Source organism: Methylobacterium aquaticum (assembly GCF_001043915.1).
Taxonomy (GTDB): Bacteria; Pseudomonadota; Alphaproteobacteria; order Rhizobiales; family Beijerinckiaceae; genus Methylobacterium; species Methylobacterium aquaticum.
Window position 1 is genome coordinate 1 of record NZ_LABX01000037.1, and the last position, 21,419, is coordinate 21,419.

22 protein-coding genes are annotated in these 21,419 nt (G+C 72.1%); 4 read left to right on the forward strand and 18 right to left on the reverse strand.

Translation table 11 applies throughout. From position 1 onward, the window contains the following. Positions 1 to 23: 23 nt before the first annotated feature. The 12 genes from fae to VP06_RS05110 form a co-directional block, all read right to left on the reverse strand. The gene (fae, locus tag VP06_RS05055) at positions 24 to 539 is read right to left on the reverse strand and encodes a formaldehyde-activating enzyme (RefSeq protein ID WP_048431570.1); all 516 of its coding nucleotides are present in this window, start codon (positions 537 to 539) and stop codon (positions 24 to 26) included. Between the two features lie 212 nt (positions 540 to 751). After that, a complete protein-coding gene (locus VP06_RS05060; RefSeq protein WP_197093141.1) occupies positions 752 to 1,621 on the reverse strand; it encodes a triphosphoribosyl-dephospho-CoA synthase in 870 nt (289 codons plus the stop codon). Beyond that, positions 1,621 to 2,535 (reverse strand): ATP-grasp domain-containing protein, encoded by a 915-nt coding sequence (locus VP06_RS05065; protein WP_048462741.1) that lies wholly within the window; start codon positions 2,533 to 2,535, stop codon positions 1,621 to 1,623. Before VP06_RS05065 ends, VP06_RS05060 begins: the two co-directional genes overlap by 1 nt. 47 nt (positions 2,536 to 2,582) lie before the next feature. After that, the gene (gene mch, locus VP06_RS05070; RefSeq protein ID WP_048462742.1) at positions 2,583 to 3,572 is read right to left on the reverse strand and encodes a methenyltetrahydromethanopterin cyclohydrolase; all 990 of its coding nucleotides are present in this window, start codon (positions 3,570 to 3,572) and stop codon (positions 2,583 to 2,585) included. A 166-nt stretch (positions 3,573 to 3,738) separates the two neighbouring features. Further along, positions 3,739 to 5,001, reverse strand: a complete 1,263-nt coding sequence (locus VP06_RS05075; RefSeq protein WP_063928347.1) for an ATP-grasp domain-containing protein — start codon at positions 4,999 to 5,001, stop codon at positions 3,739 to 3,741. A 28-nt stretch (positions 5,002 to 5,029) separates the two neighbouring features. Then, positions 5,030 to 5,950: an NAD(P)-dependent methylenetetrahydromethanopterin dehydrogenase gene (locus VP06_RS05080; RefSeq protein ID WP_048462743.1), complete on the reverse strand. Its 921-nt coding sequence runs from the start codon at positions 5,948 to 5,950 to the stop codon at positions 5,030 to 5,032. Between the two features lie 124 nt (positions 5,951 to 6,074). Further along, the gene (locus VP06_RS05085; protein ID WP_048462744.1) at positions 6,075 to 7,616 is read right to left on the reverse strand and encodes an amidohydrolase family protein; all 1,542 of its coding nucleotides are present in this window, start codon (positions 7,614 to 7,616) and stop codon (positions 6,075 to 6,077) included. 13 nt (positions 7,617 to 7,629) lie between these two features. Further along, positions 7,630 to 8,445: a carbon-nitrogen hydrolase family protein gene (locus VP06_RS05090; RefSeq protein ID WP_048462745.1), complete on the reverse strand. Its 816-nt coding sequence runs from the start codon at positions 8,443 to 8,445 to the stop codon at positions 7,630 to 7,632. Beyond that, positions 8,442 to 9,239 (reverse strand): ABC transporter ATP-binding protein, encoded by a 798-nt coding sequence (locus VP06_RS05095; RefSeq protein ID WP_048462746.1) that lies wholly within the window; start codon positions 9,237 to 9,239, stop codon positions 8,442 to 8,444. The genes VP06_RS05090 and VP06_RS05095 overlap by 4 nt, the downstream gene beginning before the upstream one ends. Continuing rightward, positions 9,236 to 10,141: an ABC transporter permease gene (locus tag VP06_RS05100; RefSeq protein WP_048462747.1), complete on the reverse strand. Its 906-nt coding sequence runs from the start codon at positions 10,139 to 10,141 to the stop codon at positions 9,236 to 9,238. The genes VP06_RS05095 and VP06_RS05100 overlap by 4 nt, the downstream gene beginning before the upstream one ends. Before the next feature lie 55 nt (positions 10,142 to 10,196). Next, positions 10,197 to 11,252 (reverse strand): ABC transporter substrate-binding protein, encoded by a 1,056-nt coding sequence (locus VP06_RS05105; RefSeq protein WP_048462748.1) that lies wholly within the window; start codon positions 11,250 to 11,252, stop codon positions 10,197 to 10,199. Positions 11,253 to 11,471: 219 nt separating this feature from the next. Then, positions 11,472 to 12,419: a beta-ribofuranosylaminobenzene 5'-phosphate synthase family protein gene (locus tag VP06_RS05110; RefSeq protein WP_342586805.1), complete on the reverse strand. Its 948-nt coding sequence runs from the start codon at positions 12,417 to 12,419 to the stop codon at positions 11,472 to 11,474. A gap of 321 nt (positions 12,420 to 12,740) precedes the next feature. Here VP06_RS05110 and VP06_RS05115 point away from each other — a divergent pair, with 321 nt between their 5' ends. From VP06_RS05115 to VP06_RS05130, 4 genes are read left to right on the forward strand one after another with little or no spacing between them, the layout of a single operon-like run. Then, positions 12,741 to 13,856, forward strand: a complete 1,116-nt coding sequence (locus VP06_RS05115) for a molybdopterin-binding domain-containing protein (protein ID WP_048462750.1) — start codon at positions 12,741 to 12,743, stop codon at positions 13,854 to 13,856. Beyond that, positions 13,850 to 15,478, forward strand: a complete 1,629-nt coding sequence (locus tag VP06_RS05120) for a formylmethanofuran dehydrogenase subunit A (protein WP_048462751.1) — start codon at positions 13,850 to 13,852, stop codon at positions 15,476 to 15,478. Before VP06_RS05115 ends, VP06_RS05120 begins: the two co-directional genes overlap by 7 nt. Continuing rightward, positions 15,466 to 16,398 carry a formylmethanofuran--tetrahydromethanopterin N-formyltransferase gene (fhcD, locus tag VP06_RS05125; RefSeq protein ID WP_048462752.1) on the forward strand — a complete coding sequence of 311 codons (933 nt, stop codon included), beginning with the start codon at positions 15,466 to 15,468 and terminating at the stop codon, positions 16,396 to 16,398. Before VP06_RS05120 ends, fhcD begins: the two co-directional genes overlap by 13 nt. Beyond that, complete coding sequence (locus VP06_RS05130; RefSeq protein ID WP_048462753.1) at positions 16,395 to 17,192, forward strand: formylmethanofuran dehydrogenase subunit C; 798 nt, start codon at positions 16,395 to 16,397, stop codon at positions 17,190 to 17,192. Before fhcD ends, VP06_RS05130 begins: the two co-directional genes overlap by 4 nt. A 90-nt stretch (positions 17,193 to 17,282) precedes the next feature. On the opposite strand, the gene VP06_RS05135 is transcribed toward VP06_RS05130, so the two are convergent. The 6 genes from VP06_RS05135 to VP06_RS05160 form a co-directional block, all read right to left on the reverse strand. Then, positions 17,283 to 17,891: a hypothetical protein gene (locus VP06_RS05135; RefSeq protein ID WP_048462760.1), complete on the reverse strand. Its 609-nt coding sequence runs from the start codon at positions 17,889 to 17,891 to the stop codon at positions 17,283 to 17,285. A gap of 28 nt (positions 17,892 to 17,919) precedes the next feature. Then, on the reverse strand, positions 17,920 to 18,777 hold the full coding sequence (locus tag VP06_RS05140; RefSeq protein ID WP_048462754.1) for an ABC transporter permease: 858 nt from the start codon (positions 18,775 to 18,777) through the stop codon (positions 17,920 to 17,922). Further along, positions 18,774 to 19,523 (reverse strand): ABC transporter ATP-binding protein, encoded by a 750-nt coding sequence (locus VP06_RS05145; protein ID WP_048462755.1) that lies wholly within the window; start codon positions 19,521 to 19,523, stop codon positions 18,774 to 18,776. Before VP06_RS05145 ends, VP06_RS05140 begins: the two co-directional genes overlap by 4 nt. Continuing rightward, on the reverse strand, positions 19,520 to 19,759 hold the full coding sequence (locus tag VP06_RS05150) for a hypothetical protein (protein WP_048462756.1): 240 nt from the start codon (positions 19,757 to 19,759) through the stop codon (positions 19,520 to 19,522). Before VP06_RS05150 ends, VP06_RS05145 begins: the two co-directional genes overlap by 4 nt. Positions 19,760 to 19,823: 64 nt before the next feature. After that, complete coding sequence (locus tag VP06_RS05155) at positions 19,824 to 20,249, reverse strand: cupredoxin domain-containing protein (RefSeq protein ID WP_048462757.1); 426 nt, start codon at positions 20,247 to 20,249, stop codon at positions 19,824 to 19,826. Positions 20,250 to 20,348: 99 nt separating this feature from the next. Beyond that, positions 20,349 to 21,362 (reverse strand): YVTN family beta-propeller repeat protein, encoded by a 1,014-nt coding sequence (locus VP06_RS05160; RefSeq protein WP_048462758.1) that lies wholly within the window; start codon positions 21,360 to 21,362, stop codon positions 20,349 to 20,351. Positions 21,363 to 21,419 lie beyond the last annotated feature (57 nt).

The window sequence follows — 21,419 nt, forward strand, 5'->3', positions numbered from 1 at the left end:
GGCTGTTCCGGACGGTTTCCTGTCTAGGCGACGTTCGCCGCGAAGGGGTGCTGGGCGCTCTTGTACTGCTGGGTGACCTCGGCGGCGGTCGGCGTGCCCTTGATGGCGCGCTCGATCGACAGCTTCGTGGCCTCGTAGTTGTACTTCTCGATCTTGGCGTCGTCCGCGGCTTCCCAGTGGATGAACACGCCGACCAGGATGTACAGGTCGTCGGCCTCGGCGGCCGGGATGATGCCCTCGGCGACGCAATCCTGCACCGCCTTGGCGACGGCGTGCTGGGCGGGGCCGAACATCTGGACGGCCTGGCGGGCGTCGTTGATGGTGACCTTGTTGAACAGCAGGGTGTTGGGCTTGCACGGCAGGTTCGGCGCGACCACCGCGAGCAGGCTGGTGAAGCCGTGCTTGTTGTTGGTCAGGCTGTTGCAGAACGCCGTCTCGGCGGCGCTGCCGCGCGGGCCGATGATGAGGTCGATATGCGCTACCTCGTTGCCGTCACCGACGAGGGCCTCGCCCACCATCACCTTATTGATCGTCGCCATGTGGGGGTTCTCCCAGATATCGATAAGGTTAGCCGGCCGCCGAAACAGTGCGGCGCAGCACCGCCATCCTTGCTGTCGGCGTTCAGCGGGAGCCGAACCGGTTGTCTGGATGGCGGGCGGACCCTACAGCGCCGCCGAACCCTGAACAAGCCGGCCAAGCCGGTACATTGGGCCATTTTGGCCCCGGCGACGGAAGGAAAGCCGGGTCGGGGTTAAGACTTATTGGCAGGTTGCGCCGGCGTTCCGTCCTTCAGGCGCTGCACCGCGTCGAGGAACAGGGTCGCCACCGTGAGATCGGCGCTGGTGCCGGGATTGAGCCCGGCGGCCTTGAGGGCGGCATCGTGGGCGAGCAGGGCCGCCCGCGCGCCCTCCCCCGGGGGCAGCCCGCGCAGAGCCGCCTCGGCCTCGGCCCGCACCCGTTCGGCGGCGTCAGAGCCGAACTTGCGGGCGATGTGGCTGTCGGGAAAGCCGGTCAGGAAGGCGAGATGGACCGCCGTGGTGGTCCAGGGCTCGCTCAGGCCCCGGGCGCGGGCCGCCGCCAGGGCCGTGAGGCCGGTCGTGAACAGGTCCTCGAACCCGGTGACGTAGGCCCGGGCGATGCGGTCGCGCCCGGCCGCCTCCGCCATGGCGACGAGGAACGGCGGCGGCGGGCCATCGGCAGTGACGTCGTGCCGCTCCGCCGTCCCGAGGCCGCCGGGACTGGCGAGCCGGATCGCCGCGTAGAGGCCGGCGGCATCCGCCGCATCGAGCCCGGCAAGCACGGCCGCGAGGCCGTCGCGCAAGGGACCGGGCCGCTCGGCCGCCGCGGCAAGCGGCGCGCAGAGCAGCACGATGCCGAGATTGGTGTTCTGGCCGACGCCGTCGCGGGTGGCCGCGACCGCGCCTTCGATCCGCGCCCCGACCCGAGCACCCGGCGCCGTCAGGAGTGGCGCGGAGAGCGCGGCGCTCGCCTCGAAATCCGCGACGCTCATCCGGTGCCCGGCGGCGTGGACATGGACGTTGCCGGGCTTGATCGCCGCCAGTTCCGCCCGGCAGGCCGCGAGATACGCCTCCAGGAGCGCCGCCGGGGCGAGCGGCGGCATCACGCCCCTCCGGCGACGAGACGCGGCGTCCGGCCGGCCCGCACCGCCGCCAGGAAGCCGGCGGCGACCTCCCGGGCGATGTCGACCGGCGTCACCTGCTGCAACCCGGACCAGGCCGGCATGCTGTTGACCTCCAGCACCTGGAAGCCGCCCTCCCCGTCCTCGACGAGGTCGATGCCGGTATAGCCGCAGCCCACCGCCGCGGCGGCGGCCTCGGCCAGTTCCGCGGCCCGGGCCGGCGGGCGCCAGGGCAGCGGCCGGCCGCCCCGGTGCACGTTGGTGATCCAGCCGTCGCCCTCGCGGATCATCCCGGCGACCGCCCGGCCGGCGCAGACGAAGACCCGGTAATCCTGCCAGGCCCCGTCCCGCCGGGCGACGTAGCGCTGGAGGTAGTAGACCCGGCCGACCAGCTCCTCGGGCGGCAGCTCCTCGGGCCGGGCGATCAGCTGGAGGCCCTCCCCTTGCGAGCCGAACAGGGGCTTGAGCACCAGCGGCCGGCCGGGCGCCGCCTCCCGGGCCACCACCTCGGCGGCGGCGTCCCGGCGCGACAGCACGAAGGTCTCCGGCGTCGGGAGGTGGTGGCGGGCGAGCAGCAGGCTCGTCATCGCCTTGTCCACCGAGCGCTCGATGGCGGAGGGCCCGTTCCACACCACGGTGCCGGCGGCGACGAGGGCATGGAGCACGCCGAGCCGCATCGTCGTCGCCTCGAAGGTGCCGCCCGCGATGGTGCGCAGGAGCACCCCGTCCGGCAGGCTGCCGCCGAAGCCCGGCACGAGCAGGGGCTCCGGGTGCCCGGTCTCGACCGTGACGTCGGCGAGCGAGAACAGCACCGGCGCGGCGCCGAGTTCCGTCAGCGCGGCGAGGAGCCGGGCCTTGTGCCAGGCGCCGTTATCGGCCGCGAGCCCGATCCGCATGACCTGATGATCCCTCGATGGTCCGATGCCCGCCCCGTCTCCCCGCCTCAGGCGAAGGAGCGCCCCACCAGTTCCGGCACCAGCCGGCCGGCCCGGTGGCTGTGGCCGGAGCGCAGCGAGGTCACCACCACCTCGGCCGGGCTGAACAGGTGCTTGTCGATGGCGTAGAAATCGCCGTTGAAGCGGGCGAAGATCTCCGCGAAGGGCGCGCCGTGGTCGCGGGAGGTGGTGCTCGGCAGGGCCTCGGCCAGGCCCTTGGCATCCGCATCGTCCGCCTCGACGAAGAGGTGGACCCGGCCGCCATAGATGATGGCGTCGTTGGTGCGGCCCATGGCCTGGATGAAGTCCGGGTGCGGCGGGCTCAGCGGCGCGGCGCCGATTCCGTCGACGATGGCGCCGAGGTCGAACCCGACCGAGTGGGCCTTGTGCAGGGCGACCTCCAGAACCCGGGCGACCACCTGGGTCGCGCCGGCGAGGCTCTGGGTCGGGGCGTAGACGAAGGTGACCTCGGCGGGCGCCACGCCCGCCGCCTCGGCCACCTTGGCGATGACGGAGGCCGGCGGCGGGCTCGCCGATTCGAGCACCAGGGCGATGCGCTCCGCCGTGTCGCGGTAGGCCAGCTCCTCGAACAGGTGCTCGACCGCCGCCGCCGCCCGGCCGGGGCCCGAGCCGAGGGCGAAGAAGCCCGAATCGCCCCCCTCGTCGGCGAGGCTCCAGCCGGCATACTGGCTGCCGAGGCAGGCGAGCACCGGGTCGGTGCTGTGGACGGTGAGTGTGAAGGGCCAGGCGTCGAGGGGCCCGGCGGGGGCGATCGTCACGGTGCCGAGGCCGCCCAGGCAGATCTCGGCCATGCGCCGGCCGGCCTCGATCGAGCCCCGCACCCCCGCCCCGGCATCGATCAGCCGCGCCCCGTCCGGCGCCCGGGTCACGGCGAGCCGCAGCCGCACCGCCTCGGCGGCCAGGGCCTCGACCAGGGGGGCGGCGAGCGCATTCACGCTCGGGCGGGACGGCGTGGCGGAAGCGGGCGCTGAACTCATCGGGTGAACTCCCTTGGGCCGGTCCGGGTCTTATCCCCGGAAGGCCGCGCGAATCGATCGGGGTCTTCGCGGCCCCGTTGGGTGGTGTGGACGGGGGGCCAGGCTCGCCGTAGCCCCCTGTCTCGCCCTAAGCAGACCTGCGGTGGCAGGCCACCGCTTCGTCCGCTTAGATTCTTGTCTTGTCGCAGATTTTCGTCGCAAAACCGGCAACCACTTTTGCGCAATCTGCTTGGCCCCCGCTCTCGCCGGAGAAGGCTTCCCTTGCGTCGGGGTCGAGCATGAAACCGCGGCGCGCGAAAGCCAACGCGGCCTCGACGGGGCCTGTCTCCAGCCGTGCCCGCAGATCCGCCGCCCGCGCCGCGAGCCTGCGCCGGGCCGCACCGGCCTTTGCCCCCTCGGCCATCACCGTGCAGATCGGCGCCCCGGCCGCGATGCGGCTGCCGGACGGCGGGCGGTCCATCGCCCAGTCGGGCCAGTCGAGGACCGGCACGGCGGAGATCGGCGCGTCCGCGTACAGGATCTCGGCCGCCGCCGCCCCCGTCAGGACCGGCCGCGCCTCCGGCAGCCGGCCCCGGCTCGCGGCGAGATGCGCGTGGAACAGTGGCACCGGCCCGCGGTCGAGGAGGTCGAGGGTGGCGCCGGGGCGGGGATTGACCTCGAGGAGCCACCAGGCTTCCCCGTCCACCATCAGGTCGGCGCTGACGAGGCCGCTTAGCCCCGTCGCGGCGACGAGCCCGGCGAGCGCCCGCTTCGCCCCCGCCCGCACCGCCTCCGGCAGGGCGACCGGGCCGGCGGCGCCGGCATAGCGGAAGGGCCGGCCGGCGCCCGGCGCGGTCCATTGTTCGGTGGCCGCCAGGATCGTCACGTCGCGTCCGTCGGCGAGGGCCGCGACGGCGTGGGGCCGGCCCGGGACGCGGCGCTGGAGATAGGCGTTCGCCGGCACCCGCCCCGGCCGGGCCGGGCGGATATGGCCGCCGCCGGAGGCGCCGCGCCGCTTCGTCAGCCAGGAGGCCGGGTCGGCCACCGGCGCCAGGGCGATCTCGGGATGGGGAATGGCGAGGCGCGCGCAGAGAGCCGCGAAGCGAGCCGGGTCCTTCAGGGCCGCCACCGCCTCGGGCGAGGCGCCGAGCAGGGGATAGGTGTCGGCGAGGCGCCGCATCAGCCCGGGCGATCCCTCGAAGCCGGAGCCGAGGACGAGGCCGATGGGTGCGCCCGCCTCCGCCGCCAGGGCGGCCAGCGCCGCCGCGATGCCCCGGGCACCCGGCCCGGTGCCGAGGCGGCCGGGCACGCGGCGGTAGCCGGCGGCGCGCGCGCGGGTGTCCTCGTCGCCGAACAGGTCGGCGACGAAAGGCCGGTAGCCCGCCCGCCGCGCCGCGGCGGCGAGCGCCCGCCCGGACTGCGCCGCGATCAGCACCGCCTCGCCGGTCATCGCCGTCTCCGGTCCCCGCCCGTCCGCCTCACGCGGCGTCGTCGTGGCCGGTTACTTGGCCGGTCAACTCGACGGCGAGCCGGTAGGCATCGCGGAAGTCGAGGACGAGGGGCTGGTCGGCCTGGAGCAGGCGGCGGAAGAGGCCGGCCTGGGTGCCGTACTTGACGTTGCCGACGGCCAGCGCCCCGATGCCGACGCCGCGACCGGTCGGCAGCGGGACGGCGTCGGCATTCACGTCGATGCCCGCGATGCCGGCCGGCGGCACGGCGTTGACGTCGGCGGCGACGAGAAGGCGGCCGGCCTGGGTCAGGTCCTCGGCGCTCAGCACCTGCACGCCCGCGGCGGCGGCCGACAGGATCACCTCCGCGTCCCGTGCGGCGGCGAAGCGGCCGGCCTGATCGGAGCCGTCGGCGGACTCGACCGCGACGCCGAAGCGGGCGCGCATGCCCTCGGCGATCGCCGCGACGCGCTCGCGGCCGTTATAGCCGACGATGACCGGGTGGGCGCCCTCCTGGGCGGCGATCACCGCGGCGCAATAGGCGACGACGCCGGTGCCGCCATAGATCGCCACGCGCTTGCCCGAGAGGCCCTCGTTGAACCTGTCGCGCAACGCCTTGCGGACGCAGGCGACCATGGCGGCGCCGGTGGTGAAGGAGCCGGCCGGGTCGGCGAAGACGTGGTTGGCGAAGGGCGGCACGAAGGCGCTCGTGGCGGCGTCCACCATGTCGAGGGACGCCTCGGCGTTCTTGCCGCCGATGAAGATCGCCGTGCGGATGCCGTCCTGGGGGGCGCGGGAGAAGATCGAGTCCTGGACCAGCGGCACCACCTCGCTCTGGTCCACGCTCGTATAGGTCGAGACGACCTCGAATCCCGCATCCACCGCCATGTTCACGTCGAACGGGCTCATGTGCTTGAGCGGGGTCAGCATGTGCAGGATCGAGCGGCTCAAGCGGGCCTCCTCCGGGACGACGACGGCGCAGCCCCCCGAATCGTCGGGAGTGCGGCTACGCCGCTTGTAAGCCCGGCGGCTGCGCCTGTGTCTAGACCATTGGTGCAGTCCGCCCGTCCTTGCGCTACCGCATCGACGATCCGGCGTAGAACGGATCGCGCGGCGCCTCCGGCAGGTAATCGGCGTAGAACGCCTTCACGTGCGGGAACACCGCCCGGCCGAGTTCGCGCCTGGCCACCTCCTCGGGCGAGCGCGGCCGTCCGAGCACGTCGGCGATCTCGGCCAGCACGGCGTCCCGGTCGACCCTGGTGAAGCGGCCCTCCGCATAGACCAGCTCGCCGTCGATGTAGACCGCATCGACGCACTCGGTCTTGGCGCGCTGGACCAGGGCGTCGAGCACCGGGATGTCCGGATCCTGGAACGGGTAGGTGGCGCGCCGCCAGTCGATCAGCGAGGCATCGAAGAACCGGCCGGGATCGAGCCGGCCGATCTCGGCCCCGAAGGCCGTGGTCATGGCGCCGGACTCGGTCGCCATCTTGACCACCTGGGACGGGGTCGGCACGTCGTCGTCGTCCATGCCCGGCACCCGGTGGACCCGGAGCGCCAGCCGCAATTCCTGGAGCATGTCGCGGTCGTCGTTGATGCCGGCCTCGTCGAGCCCCATCCCGACCGTGATGCCCTTCTTCTCCCAGGCGTTCAGGGGCGCGAGGCCCGAGCGCAGGCGGAAATTCGACGAGCAATTGTGGCAGATGCAGGTGCCGGTCTCAGCGACGATGTCGATGTCCTCGGCATTGAGCCAGACGCCGTGGCCGAGCGTCATGTGCGGCCCGAGCACGCCGAGATCGTGGAGGTGGCGGAGCGCCGTCTTGGCCGTGCGGCGGCGGGCATATTCCTTCTGGTAGGCGGTCTCCAGGAGGTGCATGTGCATCGGCACCCCGGCGGCGCGGGATTTTTCATGGAGCGCGACCAGCCCCTCGTCGGTGCACCAGTGGAGGTTGGCGGGGGCCAGCTGGATGCGGGTCAGGCGATTCCCGGCATTCTCCTCCGTGAGCTGGTCGAACAGGCGCAGGAAGTCGGCGAACGGCATCGCCTGCGCCTTGAGGTGTGCGGCGAGCTGCGCCCCGAGATCGGCGGGCAAGCGGGCGCAGAACGCCTCGTCCGCCTCGTAGACGAGGCGGTTCTGCTCGCGCACGGCGTAGCAATACGAGGCCCGCATCCCGAGGCTGCGGTAGGCGTTCAGCGTCTTGGTCGCGGAGGCGTGGATGGCCTCGAAGCCGCCGGCCATCCAGCCCTGGATGTGCTGGACCGTGGTGATGCCCGAGGCCACCATCTCGAAGGCGGAGTAGAGCGTGTCGAGGGTGAGGTCGAGGCGCCGGGCCGGCAGGCGGCTGGCGAACCACACTTCCAGGGCATAGTCCGGCGAGCCGAGCTGGAGCGGGGTGAGCCCGACATGGTGGTGGCTGTTGACGAAGCCCGGCAGCATGACGTGGCCGGGATAGCGGCGCAGCTCCGCCTGGGGCGCCGTCCGCTGCATCTCCTCGAGCGGGCCGACCGCCACGATCACGCCGTCGCGCGCGAGCACGGCGCCGTTCTCGACGATGACCGGCGTGTTGCGGTCCTTGATCCCGGTGACGACCCAGCCGGCCTGGACGATGAGTTCTGCCATGGTGTGCACTCCGTTACGCAATGGGAAGCGGGAGCCGGAGGGTCTCCGGCAGAGACGCGATGACGGCGGCCGGCGCCTCGGGACGCCAGGCCGCCAGGGTGCGGCCGTCCGGCCCGACGACGAGGCTGTCGCCGTCGTGCCGCACCGGCCGGCCGAGGCGATGCTCGGTGCCGTGGCGCGACGCCGCCACCGCTGCGACGCGGCAGCGCCTGGCATGGCCGGACAGCTCGGCGGTGAAGAAGCCCGGCGGATCCCCGGGCGCCGGCCCGGCGACCAGGACCGCGACGAGGTCGGCCCCGGCCGCTGCCGCGTCCCAGGATTCCGGGAAGCGCCGGTCGTAGCAGACGAGGCCCGCGACCCGCAGGACGCCGCCCGCCCACGTGAACGATACCGGCGCCGACGCCGCCGGGCCGGGTCGGAAATGGTCACCCTCGCCGAACGGATCGCCCGGCAGCGGCGGCGGCAGCCTGTGCTTGGCCGCGAGGCGAACCACGCGGCCGTCCGGGTGGGCGAGGAGCGCCGCATTGAGCGGCAGCGCCTCCCCCGGCTCGGCGAGGGCGAGGCCGAAGGCCAGGCCAAGGCCGTGGCGGCGGGCGAGCGCCCCCATGCGGCGGCCGGTCGGGCCGTCCGCCGGTTCGGCGAGATGGCGCCAGCGCGCCGGATCCGCGCCGGCGACGTAAGGCAGCACCGTCAGTTCCGGCAGCACGGCGAGGATCGCGCCCGCGGCGGCGGCCTGCGCCACCCCCGCCTCGATCTCCCGCCACAGGGGATCCGGATCGGGCCCGGCCGGGCCGACCGGGATCGCGGCGACGCGGATGAGGGGGCTCATCGGGCCGCGAGGGCCTCCTGTTCGGCGAAGGCCCGGTCGACCTCGGCCCCGAGCAGCTCGGTGAACAGGTCGCGATAGGCGTGGTAGCGCGGGTCCCGCGAGGGTCGCGGCCGTGGCAGGTCGATCGGCACGATCGTCTTCACCCGCCCCGGCCGGGCCGTGAACACCACCACCCGGTCGGCGAGCGAGATCGCCTCGTCGATGGAATGGGTGACGAGGAGGACCGAGGCACCGCTGTCGCGCCAGATCTGGAGCAGGAAGTCCTGCATCCGCGAGCGGGTCTGGACGTCGAGGGCCGCGAAGGGCTCGTCCATCATCAGCACCTTCGGCCGCATGGCGAGCGCCCGGGCGCAGGCGGCGCGCTGGCGCATGCCGCCGGACAATTCGTCCGGCTTCTTGTCGAGCATGTCGCCGAGCCCGACCCGGCGCAGCATCTCCACTGCCAGCTCGCGCCTTTTGACCGGTGGCACGTGCTGGACGGCGAGCCCGAAGGCGACGTTGTCGGCGATGGTGAGCCAGGGAAACAGCGAGGCGTCCTGGAAGATCAGCCCGCGCTCGGCGCTCGGACCGGTGACGGGATCGCCATCGGCCAGGATCTCGCCGCCGGTCACCTCCTCGAGGCCGGCGATCATGTAGAGCAGCGTGGACTTGCCGCAGCCGGAGGGGCCGAGCAGCACCACGAACTCGCCGGGTGCGACCTCGAAGTCGAGGTCGGCGAGCGCCTGGACCGGCGCGCGTCCCTCCGGCATCCACCGCTTCGAGACAGTGCGGATCGAGACGGCAGGGCGGGTCATCGGGCGCCTCCCGGGCCGACCCACCACAGCATCTTCCGCTGGATCTGGCGCAGGCCGAAATCGGACAGGAAGCCGAGCAGGCCGACGATCGCCATGGTGAAGAAGACCAGCTTGGCGTTGAAAGTCGAGCGCGCCATCGAGGTGATCTGCCCGAGCCCGGTCCCGACCCCGACGGTCTCGGCGATCAGCACCACCATCCAGGCGGCGAACAGGTTGAGCCTGAGCGTCATGAACAGGCTCGGCAGGATCGCCGGCAGCACCACCCGCCAGAAGGTCTGCCGGCCGGTGGCGCCCATGATGCGGGCGACGTGGATGTAAGTTTTGGGCACGCTCTCGATCTGCGCGCCGGTCGAGAGCACGATGGTGAAGAACAGCGTGATGAAGACCAGGAAGATCGCCGGCTTGTCGCCGATGCCGAACACGAAGATGGCGACCGGCAGCCACGCCACCGGGGAAATGGGGGCGAGCACCAGCACCGTCGGCAGCAGCAGGTTGCGCAGGATCCGCACGTAATGGACCAGCGCCCCGACGAGGACGCCGCAGACGAAGCCCAGGCTGAGGCCGACGAAGACCCGCATCGTCGTCCAGGCCATGGTGATCAGCAACGCCGTGACGCCGCCGCCGCTCGCGACGCTGCCGATCCGGTTCGAGCGGTCGAAGTAGCGCAGCGTCCCGGGAATGTCGGCCAGGAACAGGTGGGGCGGCGGCAGCAGCAGCGGGTTGACGAGGTCGAGGGCCCACAGGCCCTCCCACAGGCCCGCGAACAGGCCGAGGGAGACGAGGCCCCAGGCGAGGCTGGCGAGGCGCCGGCGCCAGGCGGGCGAGAGCCCGGGCAGCACGGCGCGCGGCGGCGCCGGGATCGGGCCGATCCGTGCGTGTGTGGTCACGAGGCGAGCGTCCATGCGGGAGGAAGGGCGGCCGGGCGCAAGGCCCGGCCGTTCGCGGCCGGCCGTACCGTCAGGCGGCCTTCAGCTTCAGGCCCGCATAGAGGCTCTTGTTCTCGGCGATCACCGCCTCGAGCAGGCTCCAGTCGAAGGCGCCCGCGTCCGGGGCCTTCTTGACGTAGCCGAGTTCCTGCATCGAGGCGCCGCGGGCGATGATGAACGAGGTCTGGTCGCGCTGGTCGACCACGATCGGCTGCTTGGCGGAGGCATCGATCGCCGCCTCCATGCTGGTCTTGTAGTATTTCCCGACCGTGTCCCTGAGGGCGGCGGCCTTGTCCGCCTCGGCCTGGGACTGCGCGACGAACAGCGCCTTGATCACCGCCTTCACGGCGGCCGGGTTGCTCTTGAGGAGCGGCGTGCGAACGGCGAGCACGCAATCCGAGTAGCCCTTGCCGTAGACGTCGGTGCCGTTCGACAGGACATGCGCCCCTTTCCGGCCCAGGACGCATTGCGAGGCATAGGGCTCGATATGGCAGATCGCGTCGAGGGCGCCGGCCATGAACGCCTGGGCGAGTTCCGGCGAGGTGTCGAGATACTTCACCTCGACATCGCGAAAACTCATGCCGGCCTTCTTGAGGTAGTCGTAGGGCAGCACCTCGAGGGTGTCGGCCTGGAAGGTGCCGAAGGTCTTGCCCTTGAGGTCGGCCGCGGAGTTGATGCCCTCGCGCGCCACGATGATGCAGCCCTCGACGCCGCCGCCGGCGACGATCCGCACCGGCGCCCCGGCATCGTACAGGGTCATGAAGTTCGAGTACGGGATCATCGACATGTCGACGAGCCCGGCCCCGAACATGGTGGTGATCTCGGTGTTCGAGGGCGTCACCACGAAGTCGAGTTCGACGCCGTCCGCCTTGGTCAGCTCCCGCTCCTTGGCGAGGAAGATGCCCATGTTGCAGAAGCCGGAGCCGTGGGTGGCCTTCAGCGTGGTGGTGGCCGCCGCCGCCGGGCTCGGCGCCAGCAGGGCCGCGAGATGCGCCGGCAGGGCGATGGCCGCCGCGGCACCGGCGCCCCGGCCGAGGAAGCCCCGCCGGGAGAGGTTACGGTAGAACGACCCGTCACGATCGCACATGGCTTACGTCCCGTCTCGAAGACGTGGACATCCGGTGAACGGCACTCTCACCGCGGCAATCGGCGAGACCGCCGGGCCATGCACGCATGGCCGAGCGGACCCTCAGCGGACACCCGACGATGGGCACGCCAACCCGACAAGAGCCCTGGCGGCTCTGCGCTGCGAGAGGAGATCAGCAAGCAGCGTGCCAACGGGCCGCACCGCCGAGCTCCCCGGACGCTAGACCGCGCCGATCTCGGCGCCGCGGTTGCGCCCGCGGGCGATGCGGAGGGTCAGGTCCGGGTGGCGGGCACGCAACTCCGCGGCCAGCGCCTCGGCCTGCGCCGCGTCGGCGACGAGGGCGAAGCCCGTCGGCCCCCAGGAGCTCTGTCCGAATCCCGCGATCCCGGCGGCCTCGACGGTGGCGAGCGCCGCCGCCACCGCCGCGCTGGCGTAGCGCCCGCCCTGGTGGGGGGCGAAGTAGTCGCCGATGCGGCGCTGGATCCCGGTGATGCCGGCGCCGAACCGCGCGATGTCCTGCGTGACGACGGCCGGCAGCACCTGCATCAGCACCGTGCGGCAGATCTCGGCGGCTTCCGGTGCCGGAAAACGAGGCAGCTCGCGAAAGGCCCGACGCTCCTCGGCCCCGTGCACGCCGGTGCGGCCGGCATCGAGCATCAGCACCACCCGCCATGCCTCCGGAAAAGGCAGCCTTGCGATCACCGGAGGCGGCGCGTCGGTGTCGTCGCGTCCGCCATCGACGATGAGGCCGCCGGTGACGAAGGCGGCGAGGCCGACGCCGGAGCGGTTGCCACGATCGAGAGCATCCGCGAAGGCGGCCGGCGCGAAGGGCGTGCCGTGGAGCGCCGCCAAGGCCGCCGCCACCGACAGGGCGAGCTGGGTGCCGGAGCCGAAGCCGGCATGGGCCGGGATGATGTCGGCGAGATGGAACGCCCCCGCCTCCGGCACGCCGAGATGGTGGGCCGCGAGGGCTGCATAGCCGCGCACCCGCTCGCACTCCGCGGCGATGCCCGGCGCATCGGCCCCGGTCACCTGAAGGCTGTCGGACCGGGCGGCGGTGAGGTCGATGCCGGGCGCATCCAGGCTGAGCCCGATGCTGCCGAAGCGCCGGCCGAGCCCGCCATGCAGGTCGAGGAAGCCGAAATGCAGCCGGGCCGGTGCGCGCACCCGCACCCTCGCCCGTGCCGTTCCGATCTCGTGCGCCAAAGCGGCCTCGCTTCCTGTCCCCGGACGAGCCTGACCCGGGCGGACCCGCGCCATGAGGCGGCGCGCACCGCCATGAGACCGCCATGACGCGGCGCCCACTGAACAGTTCCATCCTCGCGGCCGGACTGTCCCACACCGTCCACCGGCTGGGCAACTCGCGGCCGGCGGATATTTGCCCACCGGTCCGGCGCGAAGCCGGACTTTCGGGGGACTTGCCTGTCCGGGCGCCCGGATGCAACCGTCACCGGCGCATCGACGCGCGGCAGGGGTGAGCGAGGGCGGATGACGGCCTGGATCGACGGACGGGCAGCGACGCGGGAGGACGCGGTTGCGGCGGCCGCCTCGCTGCTGGCGGGGGCGCGCAGCCCGGTCTTTGCCGGCCTCTGCGCCGAAGCCGCTTCCGTGCAGGCGGCTTTCGACCTCGCCCGCACGATCGGCGCCTCGCTCGATCCCGCGGCGGGATCCGCGCTCTACGCCGATCTCGGAGCCCTGGCCTCCGGCGGCGCCATGACCACCACCCCGGCCGAGGCGCGCGGGCGGGCCGATGTCGTGCTGGCGCTCGGCGCCGCACCCTGGGCCTCCGACATCCTAACCGAACTGGCGACGGACGGGCCGGTCCGCGGTCGGGCTTCGGGGCGCCCTCGTGCCGTCCTCGCCCTCGGCGGTCCCGGCGCCGGGAGCGTGCAGCACGTCGCCTATCCGGCGGGCGAGGCCGGGCTCGCGGCGGCGATCGGCCTGCTGCGCGGCCTCGTCGCCGGCCGGGTCGCCGGTCCCCATCCGCTGGCCGATCTCGCGACGCGCCTGCGCGACGCGCTCTACGGCGTGATCCTCTACGACCCGGCCGAGACCGGCGCCCTCGGGGCCGAGATGCTGAACGGCCTCGTCAAGGACCTCAACGAGACCACCCGCTGCTTCGCCTTGCCCCTCGGCGATCTCCATCAGGGCCGGGCCGTGGCGCAGATCGCCGCCTGGAGCACCGGCCAGGGGCCGCGGGTCGGCTTCGGCCGCGGCACCCCTGAGCATGATCCCTGGCGCTTCGACGCAGGCCGCCAGGCCGCGGCGGGGGAGGCCGACGCCGCCCTGTGGCTCGCGGCCCTGCCGACCCCCCTGCCCGCCTGGACCCGCACGGTGCCGACCGTGGCGCTTCTCGGCGCGCCGAAGGGCGACGAGGCCCAGGTGGTGATCGGCGTCGGCGTGCCGGGCGAGGCTTTCGGCGCCGCCCTTTGGCACCCGCGCCGCGCGGCCATCGCGTGGCACGCGGTCGACGGGCCGCAGCCGGTTCCGGGCCCCGCCGCCGCCATCCTCGCCGACCTCCAGGCCCGGCTCGCTTCCCCTGCCGAGAAGCCTTTCCCTGCCAAGAATCCTACGACGAACCCGGAGCGTTCCGCCTCATGCTGACCCGCATCGCCGGCGGCCGGGTGGTCGATCCGACCGCCGGGCGCGACGCCATCGGTGACGTCTGGATCGAGGACGGCCGCATCGTCGCCCCCTCGGACCGCGCCCCCGACCGCACCCTCGACGCCGCCGGCTGCATCGTCATGGCGGGCGGCGTCGAGGTCCACTCGCACATCGCCGGCGGCAACGTGGTTCTGGCGCGCCTGCTGCTGCCGGAACTCGGCGTCTCGGAGCCCGGTGCGCCGAACCCACACGGGTCGGGCCGCGACGTCGGCCTGCTCTATGCCCGGATGGGCTATACCACCGCGGTCGAGCCGGCGATGCCGCCGGTCAACGCCCTGGCGACCCAGCTCGAACTCGCCGAGATCCCGCTCCTCGACCGGGGCGGCCTCTGCGTGATGGGCAACGACGACCAGCTGCTCCAGCTCCTGCGCGACCGCGAGAGCGCCGATGCGGTGCGCGACCTCGTGGCGCTGAATGTCGCGACCTCGCGGGCGCTCGGCGTCAAGGTCATCAATGCCGGCGGCGCCGACGCCTTCAAGGACGGCGCGGTCCGCTTCTCCCTCGACGACGAGGTGCCGGCCTACGGGCTCACCTCCCGAACGATCCTCACCGGGCTCCTGGACGCCGTCGAATCGCTCAAGGTGCCGCATCCGCTGCACGTCCATTGCAGCAATCTCGGCCTGCCAGGGGCCGATGACAGCCTGATCGAGACGCTTGCAGCGGCGGAAGGCCGGCGCATCCACTTCGCCCATGCGCAGTTCTACGCCTATGCGGCGCTCGACAAGGACAACCCGCTGACCGGCGGCTTCCGATCGGCCGCGCCGCGGATCGCCGAGGCGCTGGCGCGCCATCCCAACGCCACGCTGGATATCGGCCAGGTGGTGTTCGGCCAGACCGCGACGATCTCGCTGGACATCCTGCGCCAGTTCTCCGGCCGCAAGGCGGCGAGCCCGAAGAGGTGGATCGTCAATGCGGGCGATGCCGAGGGCGGCGGCATCGTGCCGTTCCGCTACCGCGACCGCGGCCCGACCTCGTCGCTGCAATTCGCCATCGGGCTTGAGCTGATGCTGCTCTCGCCCGACCCGGAGCGCACCATCCTGACCACCGACCACCCGAATGGCGGTCCCTTCACCGCCTATCCGCGCATCCTCCACCTGCTGATGGACAAGGAGGCCCGCGACCGCGAGGTCGCCGCCCATCCGAAGGTTGCGGCCGAGCGTTCCGGTCTCTCAGGCATCGCGCGCGAATACACCCTCTCGGAGGTGGCGCAGCTCACCCGCTCGGGTCCCGCCAAGCTTCTGGGCCTCACCGATCGCGGCCACCTGCGCCCCGGGGCTCGGGCCGACATCGCGGTCTACCGCGACCAGCCGGACCGGACCGCGATGTTCGCCCGCGCCCACCGGGTGCTGAAGGACGGCGCGGTGATCGTCGAGGACGGCGAGGTCGTGTCCTGGACAAGCGGCCACACGCTGAGCCTCGCCGTCGAGGCCGATGCCGGCATGGCGCGGCGGACCGAGTCCTATCTTCAGGGCCGCTTCGGCGCCGGTCTGTCCACCTTCACCGTGCCGGACGCGGCTTTCCCCGATCGTGAGGTGTTCGAGGCGGTGTCATGCCGGACCTGATTCTCAACGGCATCCGGGTCGAGGACACCTTCGCGGAGGCGTTCGACATGGCGGCCACCGCCCTGGTGCTGACCGCCGAGACGCCCGAATGGGCGATGATCGCCGCCACCACGATGACGGGCTTCGCCACCTCGGTGATCGGCTGCGGCGCCGAGGCCGGCATCGACGCCGTGCTCTCGCCCGACGACACCCCGGACGGGCGCCCGGGCGTGCGCGTGCTGCTCTTCGGCTTCGATGCCGGCGGCCTCAAGGACCAGCTCCTGCGCCGGGTCGGGCAATGCGTCCTGACCTCGCCGGGCAGCGCGGTCTTCGCCGGCATCGCCTGGGACGACCCCAACGTGGGCAAGGCGCTCAAGCTCGGCGGCGCGATCCGGTATTTCGGCGACGGCTTCGCCACCGCCAAGCGGGTCGAGGGCCGGCGCTACTGGCGCACGCCGGTGATGGATGGCGAGTTCCTGTGCGAGCACTCGGTGCCGACGATTCAAGGTGCGGTCGGCGGCGGCAACCTGCTCTTCCTCGGACGGCGCTTTTCCGACACCCTGCGGGTGGCCGAGATCGCGGTTGCGGCGGCCCGCACCGTGCCTGACGTGATCCTGCCCTTCCCGGGCGGCGTGGTGCGCTCCGGCTCCAAGGTCGGCGCCCGCACCAAGGGCATGATGGCCTCGACCAACGACGCCTATTGCCCGACCCTGAAGGGGCGGGCCGGCTCGGCCCTGCCGCCGGAGGTCGACGTGGTGCTGGAGATCGTCATCGACGGGCTCTCCTCGGCCAGCGTCTCGGCGGCGATGCGGGCGGCGCTCCACGCCTCGACCAAAGCCGGGGTCGATCTCGGCCTCGTCGCCGTCACGGCGGGCAATTACGGCGGCAATCTCGGGCGCCACCACTTCCACCTCCGGGACCTGCTCGGAGAGGCCGCATGAGCATTCTGACCCTCCGCGAGGCGCCTCCTGAGCGCCTGGACCTCGACGGCCTCACGCCTGCCGCCCTCGCGGGCCTGTCGGAGGCAGAGGCCGCCCGCCTCCCGGTCGGCACCAGCCGCCGCGGCCTGACCCTCGGCGATTGCTTCGCCATCAGCCTCGACGGCTCCGACGAATTGCGGATCGTCGGCGCCACCGAGCGGCTCGACCGGGTCGGCGCCGGCTTGTCCGCCGGGCGGATCGTCGTCGAGGGCGATGTCGGCCAGCGCCTCGGCGCCGGCATGACCGGCGGCACCCTCACGGTCAGCGGCTCGGCCGGTCCCTTCGCGGGCACCGCCGCCAAGGGCGGGACGATCCGCATCGCCGGGAATGCCGGAGAGAGTGCCGGCGGCGCCCTCCACGGCGCGGAAGCCGGGCTCGACGGCGCGACGCTGATGATCGGCGGCACGGCCGGCGAGCGCCTCGGCGACCGGATGCGCGCCGGGCTGATCGTCGTGAAGGCGGCCGGGGCCCATGTGGGGTCGCGGATGATCGCCGGCACGATCGTGGCCGAGGCGATCGGCGACCACCCAGGCTACGGCATGCGCCGCGGCACCCTGGTCGCGGCCCGCCACGGCGCCCTGCTGCCGACCTTCGTGGAGACCGGGCGGCAAGACCTCGTGGTGCTGAAACTCCTGGCGACATCGATCCAGGCCCTGGTGCCCGAGGCCGCGGCATTGCTGCGGGCGCCGATGCGCCGCTACGGCGGCGACCTCGCAACCCTGGGCAAGGGCGAGCTGTTCACGCCGGTGGGGTGAGCGGGGGGCGGAGCCGTCGCGGCCCCCGAATTCCCGATCCCGCCCAGAAACCTCAGGATGAGGTTTCTGGGCGAAATTGCGCTTAAATCGCTACAACCGCGCCTGGATCTTCTTGGCGATCGCCCCCAGCCGCTGCTCCAGCAGGGTCGGCACCTCGCAGACATAGGTCAGCGACTGGCTGCGCTCCTGGAAGATGCGCTTGTCCCAGGCAAAGCGGGTCTCCAGATCGGCCAGCTCCTTGGTCTCGGGCACGTCCGGCGCGGTCTTGACCTCGCTGATCCTCCCGGCCTCGTCGCGGATGCGCTCGGCCATCACCCGCTGGCCGCGAGCGTAGCGGCCGATGCCGGCCACCACCTTGTCGCGCTCGCCGTTCAGCACCTCGAACACGCCGGCGAAGACGCGGGTCAGGCGGGCCTCCTTGTCGGCCTTGTCGAGCTTGGCCACGAACCCGTCGAGGAGGCCGTCGACCTCCTCCAGCGGCAGCCGGCGCGAGGCGATCTTTTGCGCGAGCAGGGCCGCGTCGGTGTCGTTGCCCCACTCGGCCAGCGCCTGGGTCGGGTCGGGGCCGGTCCAGATCGCGCCGGGGCCGAGCGTCGAGACCTTGCGTTGGGCGCAGGGCCAGTCGGGATCGGCTTTAGGCTGGGCGAGGGCCGGGGCGGCGCCGAGGATCAGGAGCGTGGTCAGAAGGGGACGGAGCATCGTGGGCATCTCTTGAGTGGACGGGCGGTCAGCCCGCATCCCCGGCCGGGCCGCCGCGCCGGGCGAGCAGCCCGCGGCCGGGATCGTAGGCGGCCACCGCCATGACGAAGAACGCGATCCCGGTCCCGACCACGACCGCGAAAGCGACCGGGTTGAAGGCGCCGTAGAGCGCGAACCGCACCAGCTCGACGGCATGGGTGAACGGGTTGATCTGGCAGATCCAGTAGAGCGTCGCGCTCGATTCGTTGATCCGCCACAGCGGGTAGAGCGCCGAGGAGGCGAAGAACATCGGGAAGATCACGAAGTTCATCACGCTGGCGAAGTTTTCGAGCTGGCGCACCAGCGAGGACAGGAACAGCCCGATGGCGCCGAGCATCAGCCCCGCGGCCAGGAAGGCCGGCAGGGCAGAGAGATAGCCGAGCCACGGGATGTCGGTCTCGAACACGCTCGCCACGGCGAGGAAGACGTAGGCCTGGATCAGCGAGACGATCACCCCGGCGATGAGCTTGGCCAGCAGCAGGCTCCAGCGCGGATAGGGGCTGGTGAGCAGCACCCGCATCGAGCCGACCTCGCGGTCATAGACCATCGACAGCGAGGATTGCATGCCGTTGAACAGCTGGATCATCACCGCGAGGCCCGGCACGACGTAGACCTCGTAGAGCACATAGGTCTCGTAAGGCGGCGTGATCGACAGGCCGAGCGTGTTGCGAAAACCGGCCGCGAAGATGAACAGCCAGACCAGCGGCCGGACGAGGGCCGAGAAGAACCGCTCCTTCTGGTTGAAGAAGCGCAGCAGCTCCCGGCGCACGATCCCCGACAGGGCAATCAGGTAGCCGCCGGCATCGAGCCGGCCGCGCACGGGAGTGAGGGTCGTCCCGGCGCTCATGCGACCTTCCTGGGCGTGTCGGGCCCGCGCTCGGCCGTCATCTGGCGGAACGCCGTCTCCAGGGAGCCGGACGGCTCGCTCAGGGTCTCGGCGAGGCCGCGGGCGACGATGCGGCCGCGATGCAGCACCACGACCCGGTCCTCCGCGTCGATCTCGTCGAAGATGTGGGTGGCCCACAGCACCGACAGCCCGTCCTCCCGCACCAGCGCCCGCACGATGGCGACGATGTCGGCGCGGGACTCGAGGTCGAGGCCGACGGTCGGCTCGTCGAGGAGCAGCAGGTCGGGGGCATGGATCAGCGCCCGGGCGATCTCGATCCGCCGCGACTGGCCGCCCGACAGGGTGCGGATCTTGTCGTCTCGGCGCTCCAGAAGGCCGATGCGGGCGAGCAGCGACTCGATCCGCATCAGCGCCGCCTTGCGGGCAATGCCGTGGAGGGCGGCGTGATAGAGCAGGTTCTGGCGCACCGTCAGGTCGGTGTCGAGGGTGCGGGCCTGGAACACCACGCCGAGGCGGGCGAGCGCCCGCGACGGCTCGCGGTCGAGATCGTGCCCGAGCAAGGAGACGCGGCCGGCCTGGCTGGCATAGAGCCGCGTCACCACCGAGAACAGGGTGGTCTTGCCGGCCCCGTTCGGCCCGAGCAGCGCCACGAAGGCGCCGCGCGGCACCTCGAACGACACGTCGTCGAGCGCCGTGCGGGCGCCGAAGCGGTGGCTCACGCCCTCGACCGCGAGGGCCGCGCTCATCGCGCCAACGCCTTGCGGGCGTCGCGCACCGCGTCGAGGCACTCGTCGTATTCCTTCTCGCCGAGTTCCCGCTCGGCGATGCGCAGCTCCTTCCTGAGGGTCTTGGCGACCGGCTCGGGCGGAGATGTTGCCAGCTCGGCCTTGATCGTCGCGATGCCGTCCCGGCACGCGGCTGCGTCGTCGGCGCGGGCGGGCAACGCCGTCAGCAGGAGCAGGGCGGCGAGGGCGAGACGCATCCTTGGGGTTCCTCCGGTTCTTCGAGGGCGATGTAGGCCGGGCCGGCAGGCCCGCACACCCCTGTCACTTCACGATGAAGCGCCCGGTCATGCCCCGGCTCTCCAGACCCTGGACCGACCACGGGAACTCGCCCGCCCGCACCGTCACGAATTCCACCGCGATCGTGCCCTGATCGTCGAATTCGAGGTGGTGCGGCGGCCCGGCCATGTGCACTTCGAGGTGGTTGATGACGATCTGGTTCATCCACACCCCGCGAAAGAACTCGCTGGCGAAGAACTTGTATTCTTTCTGCCCCTTGGCGGTGATGCGCAGGCGGTAGGACTTGCCGGCCTCCATCTCGATGTCCTTCACCGGGACGGCGTAATCGTTGTCCTCGGCGCCGAGGAACAACTCGGGCAGGTCGGTCCGGCCCTTGGTGAGGTCGCCGGCGGAGGAAGGGGTGGCGAGGAGGCTGGCCGCGAGGGCGGCGGCGGTGAGCAGGGCGCGCATGGGTGATCCGGGTTGAGAAGAGGAAGCGCAGGGTGGCGCGTCTCTCCTCCCCAGGCGATCTCACGCATGTCCGAGATCGCCCGGGGAGGGGACGGTGCTTTACTGCGGCGAGACCGCGACGCCCCAGGGCAGCAGGCCGACCGGGATGCTCTTCGTCACCTTCAACGCCTCGACGTCGATCACCGAGACGTCGTTCGAGGTGCCGTTGGTGGAAAACAGCAGCTTCTGGTCCGGCGTGAAGGCGAGCTGCCACACCCGCTGGCCGACCGGCAGGTACTTTTGCACCTCGTAGGTCTTGGCATCGACCACCGCCACCCGGTTCGCCGGTCCCAGGGCGATGAACGCCTTGGTCCCGTCCCGGGTCAGGCGGACGCCGACCGGCTGGATCTGCTCGTCGGTGACGCCGGCGATCTTGAAGGTGATTTTTTTGACCACCTTGCGCGTCTCGACGTCGATGACCGAGACCGTGCCGCCGACCTCGGCCGAGACCCAGAGCCATTTGCCGTCCTGGCTGAACTCGGCGAAGCGCGGGCGGGCATCGACCAGCACGTTGTCGATCACCTGGAAGGTCTTGGTGTCGATGAAATGGGCCATGTTGGTGGTCTCGGAGGTGTTGACCAGGATCGACCCGTCCGGGCTCAACCCCATCCCCTCCGGCTCGACGCCGACCGGCACCTCGGCCACCACCTTGTTCTTCTCGATGTCGAGCACCGTGACCTGGCTGTCATCCTCGTTGGCGACGTAGAGCGGGTTGCCGGAGGGATGCGCGATGAACTGCTCCGGATCCGGCCCCGAGCGCAGCGAGCGCACGATCTTGCCGGTCTTGGTGTCGAGCACGTCGATGCGGTCGTCGTCGCTGGCGCAGACGTAGAGCAGGCTGCCGTCCTTGCCCACGGTGATCCCCCGGGGACGGCGCCCGACCGGCCAGGTCGCCGTGACCTTCAGGGTCTCGGCGTCGATGACGCTGACCGAGTTGCCCTTCTCGTTGCTGACATAGACCGTGGTGGCCTGGGCGGGCGCGGCGAGGAGGGCGGCGGCGAGGGCCGCGGATGCGCCGAGGAGGCCGCTTCGGCCGGCGGAAAGGGCGCTTCGTCTCGGGCCGGGGCGGCGCATCGGGGGCTCCCTGATGGTTTCTTTGGAGGGTGATGTAGCGCTTGGGGTGGGCGGGGG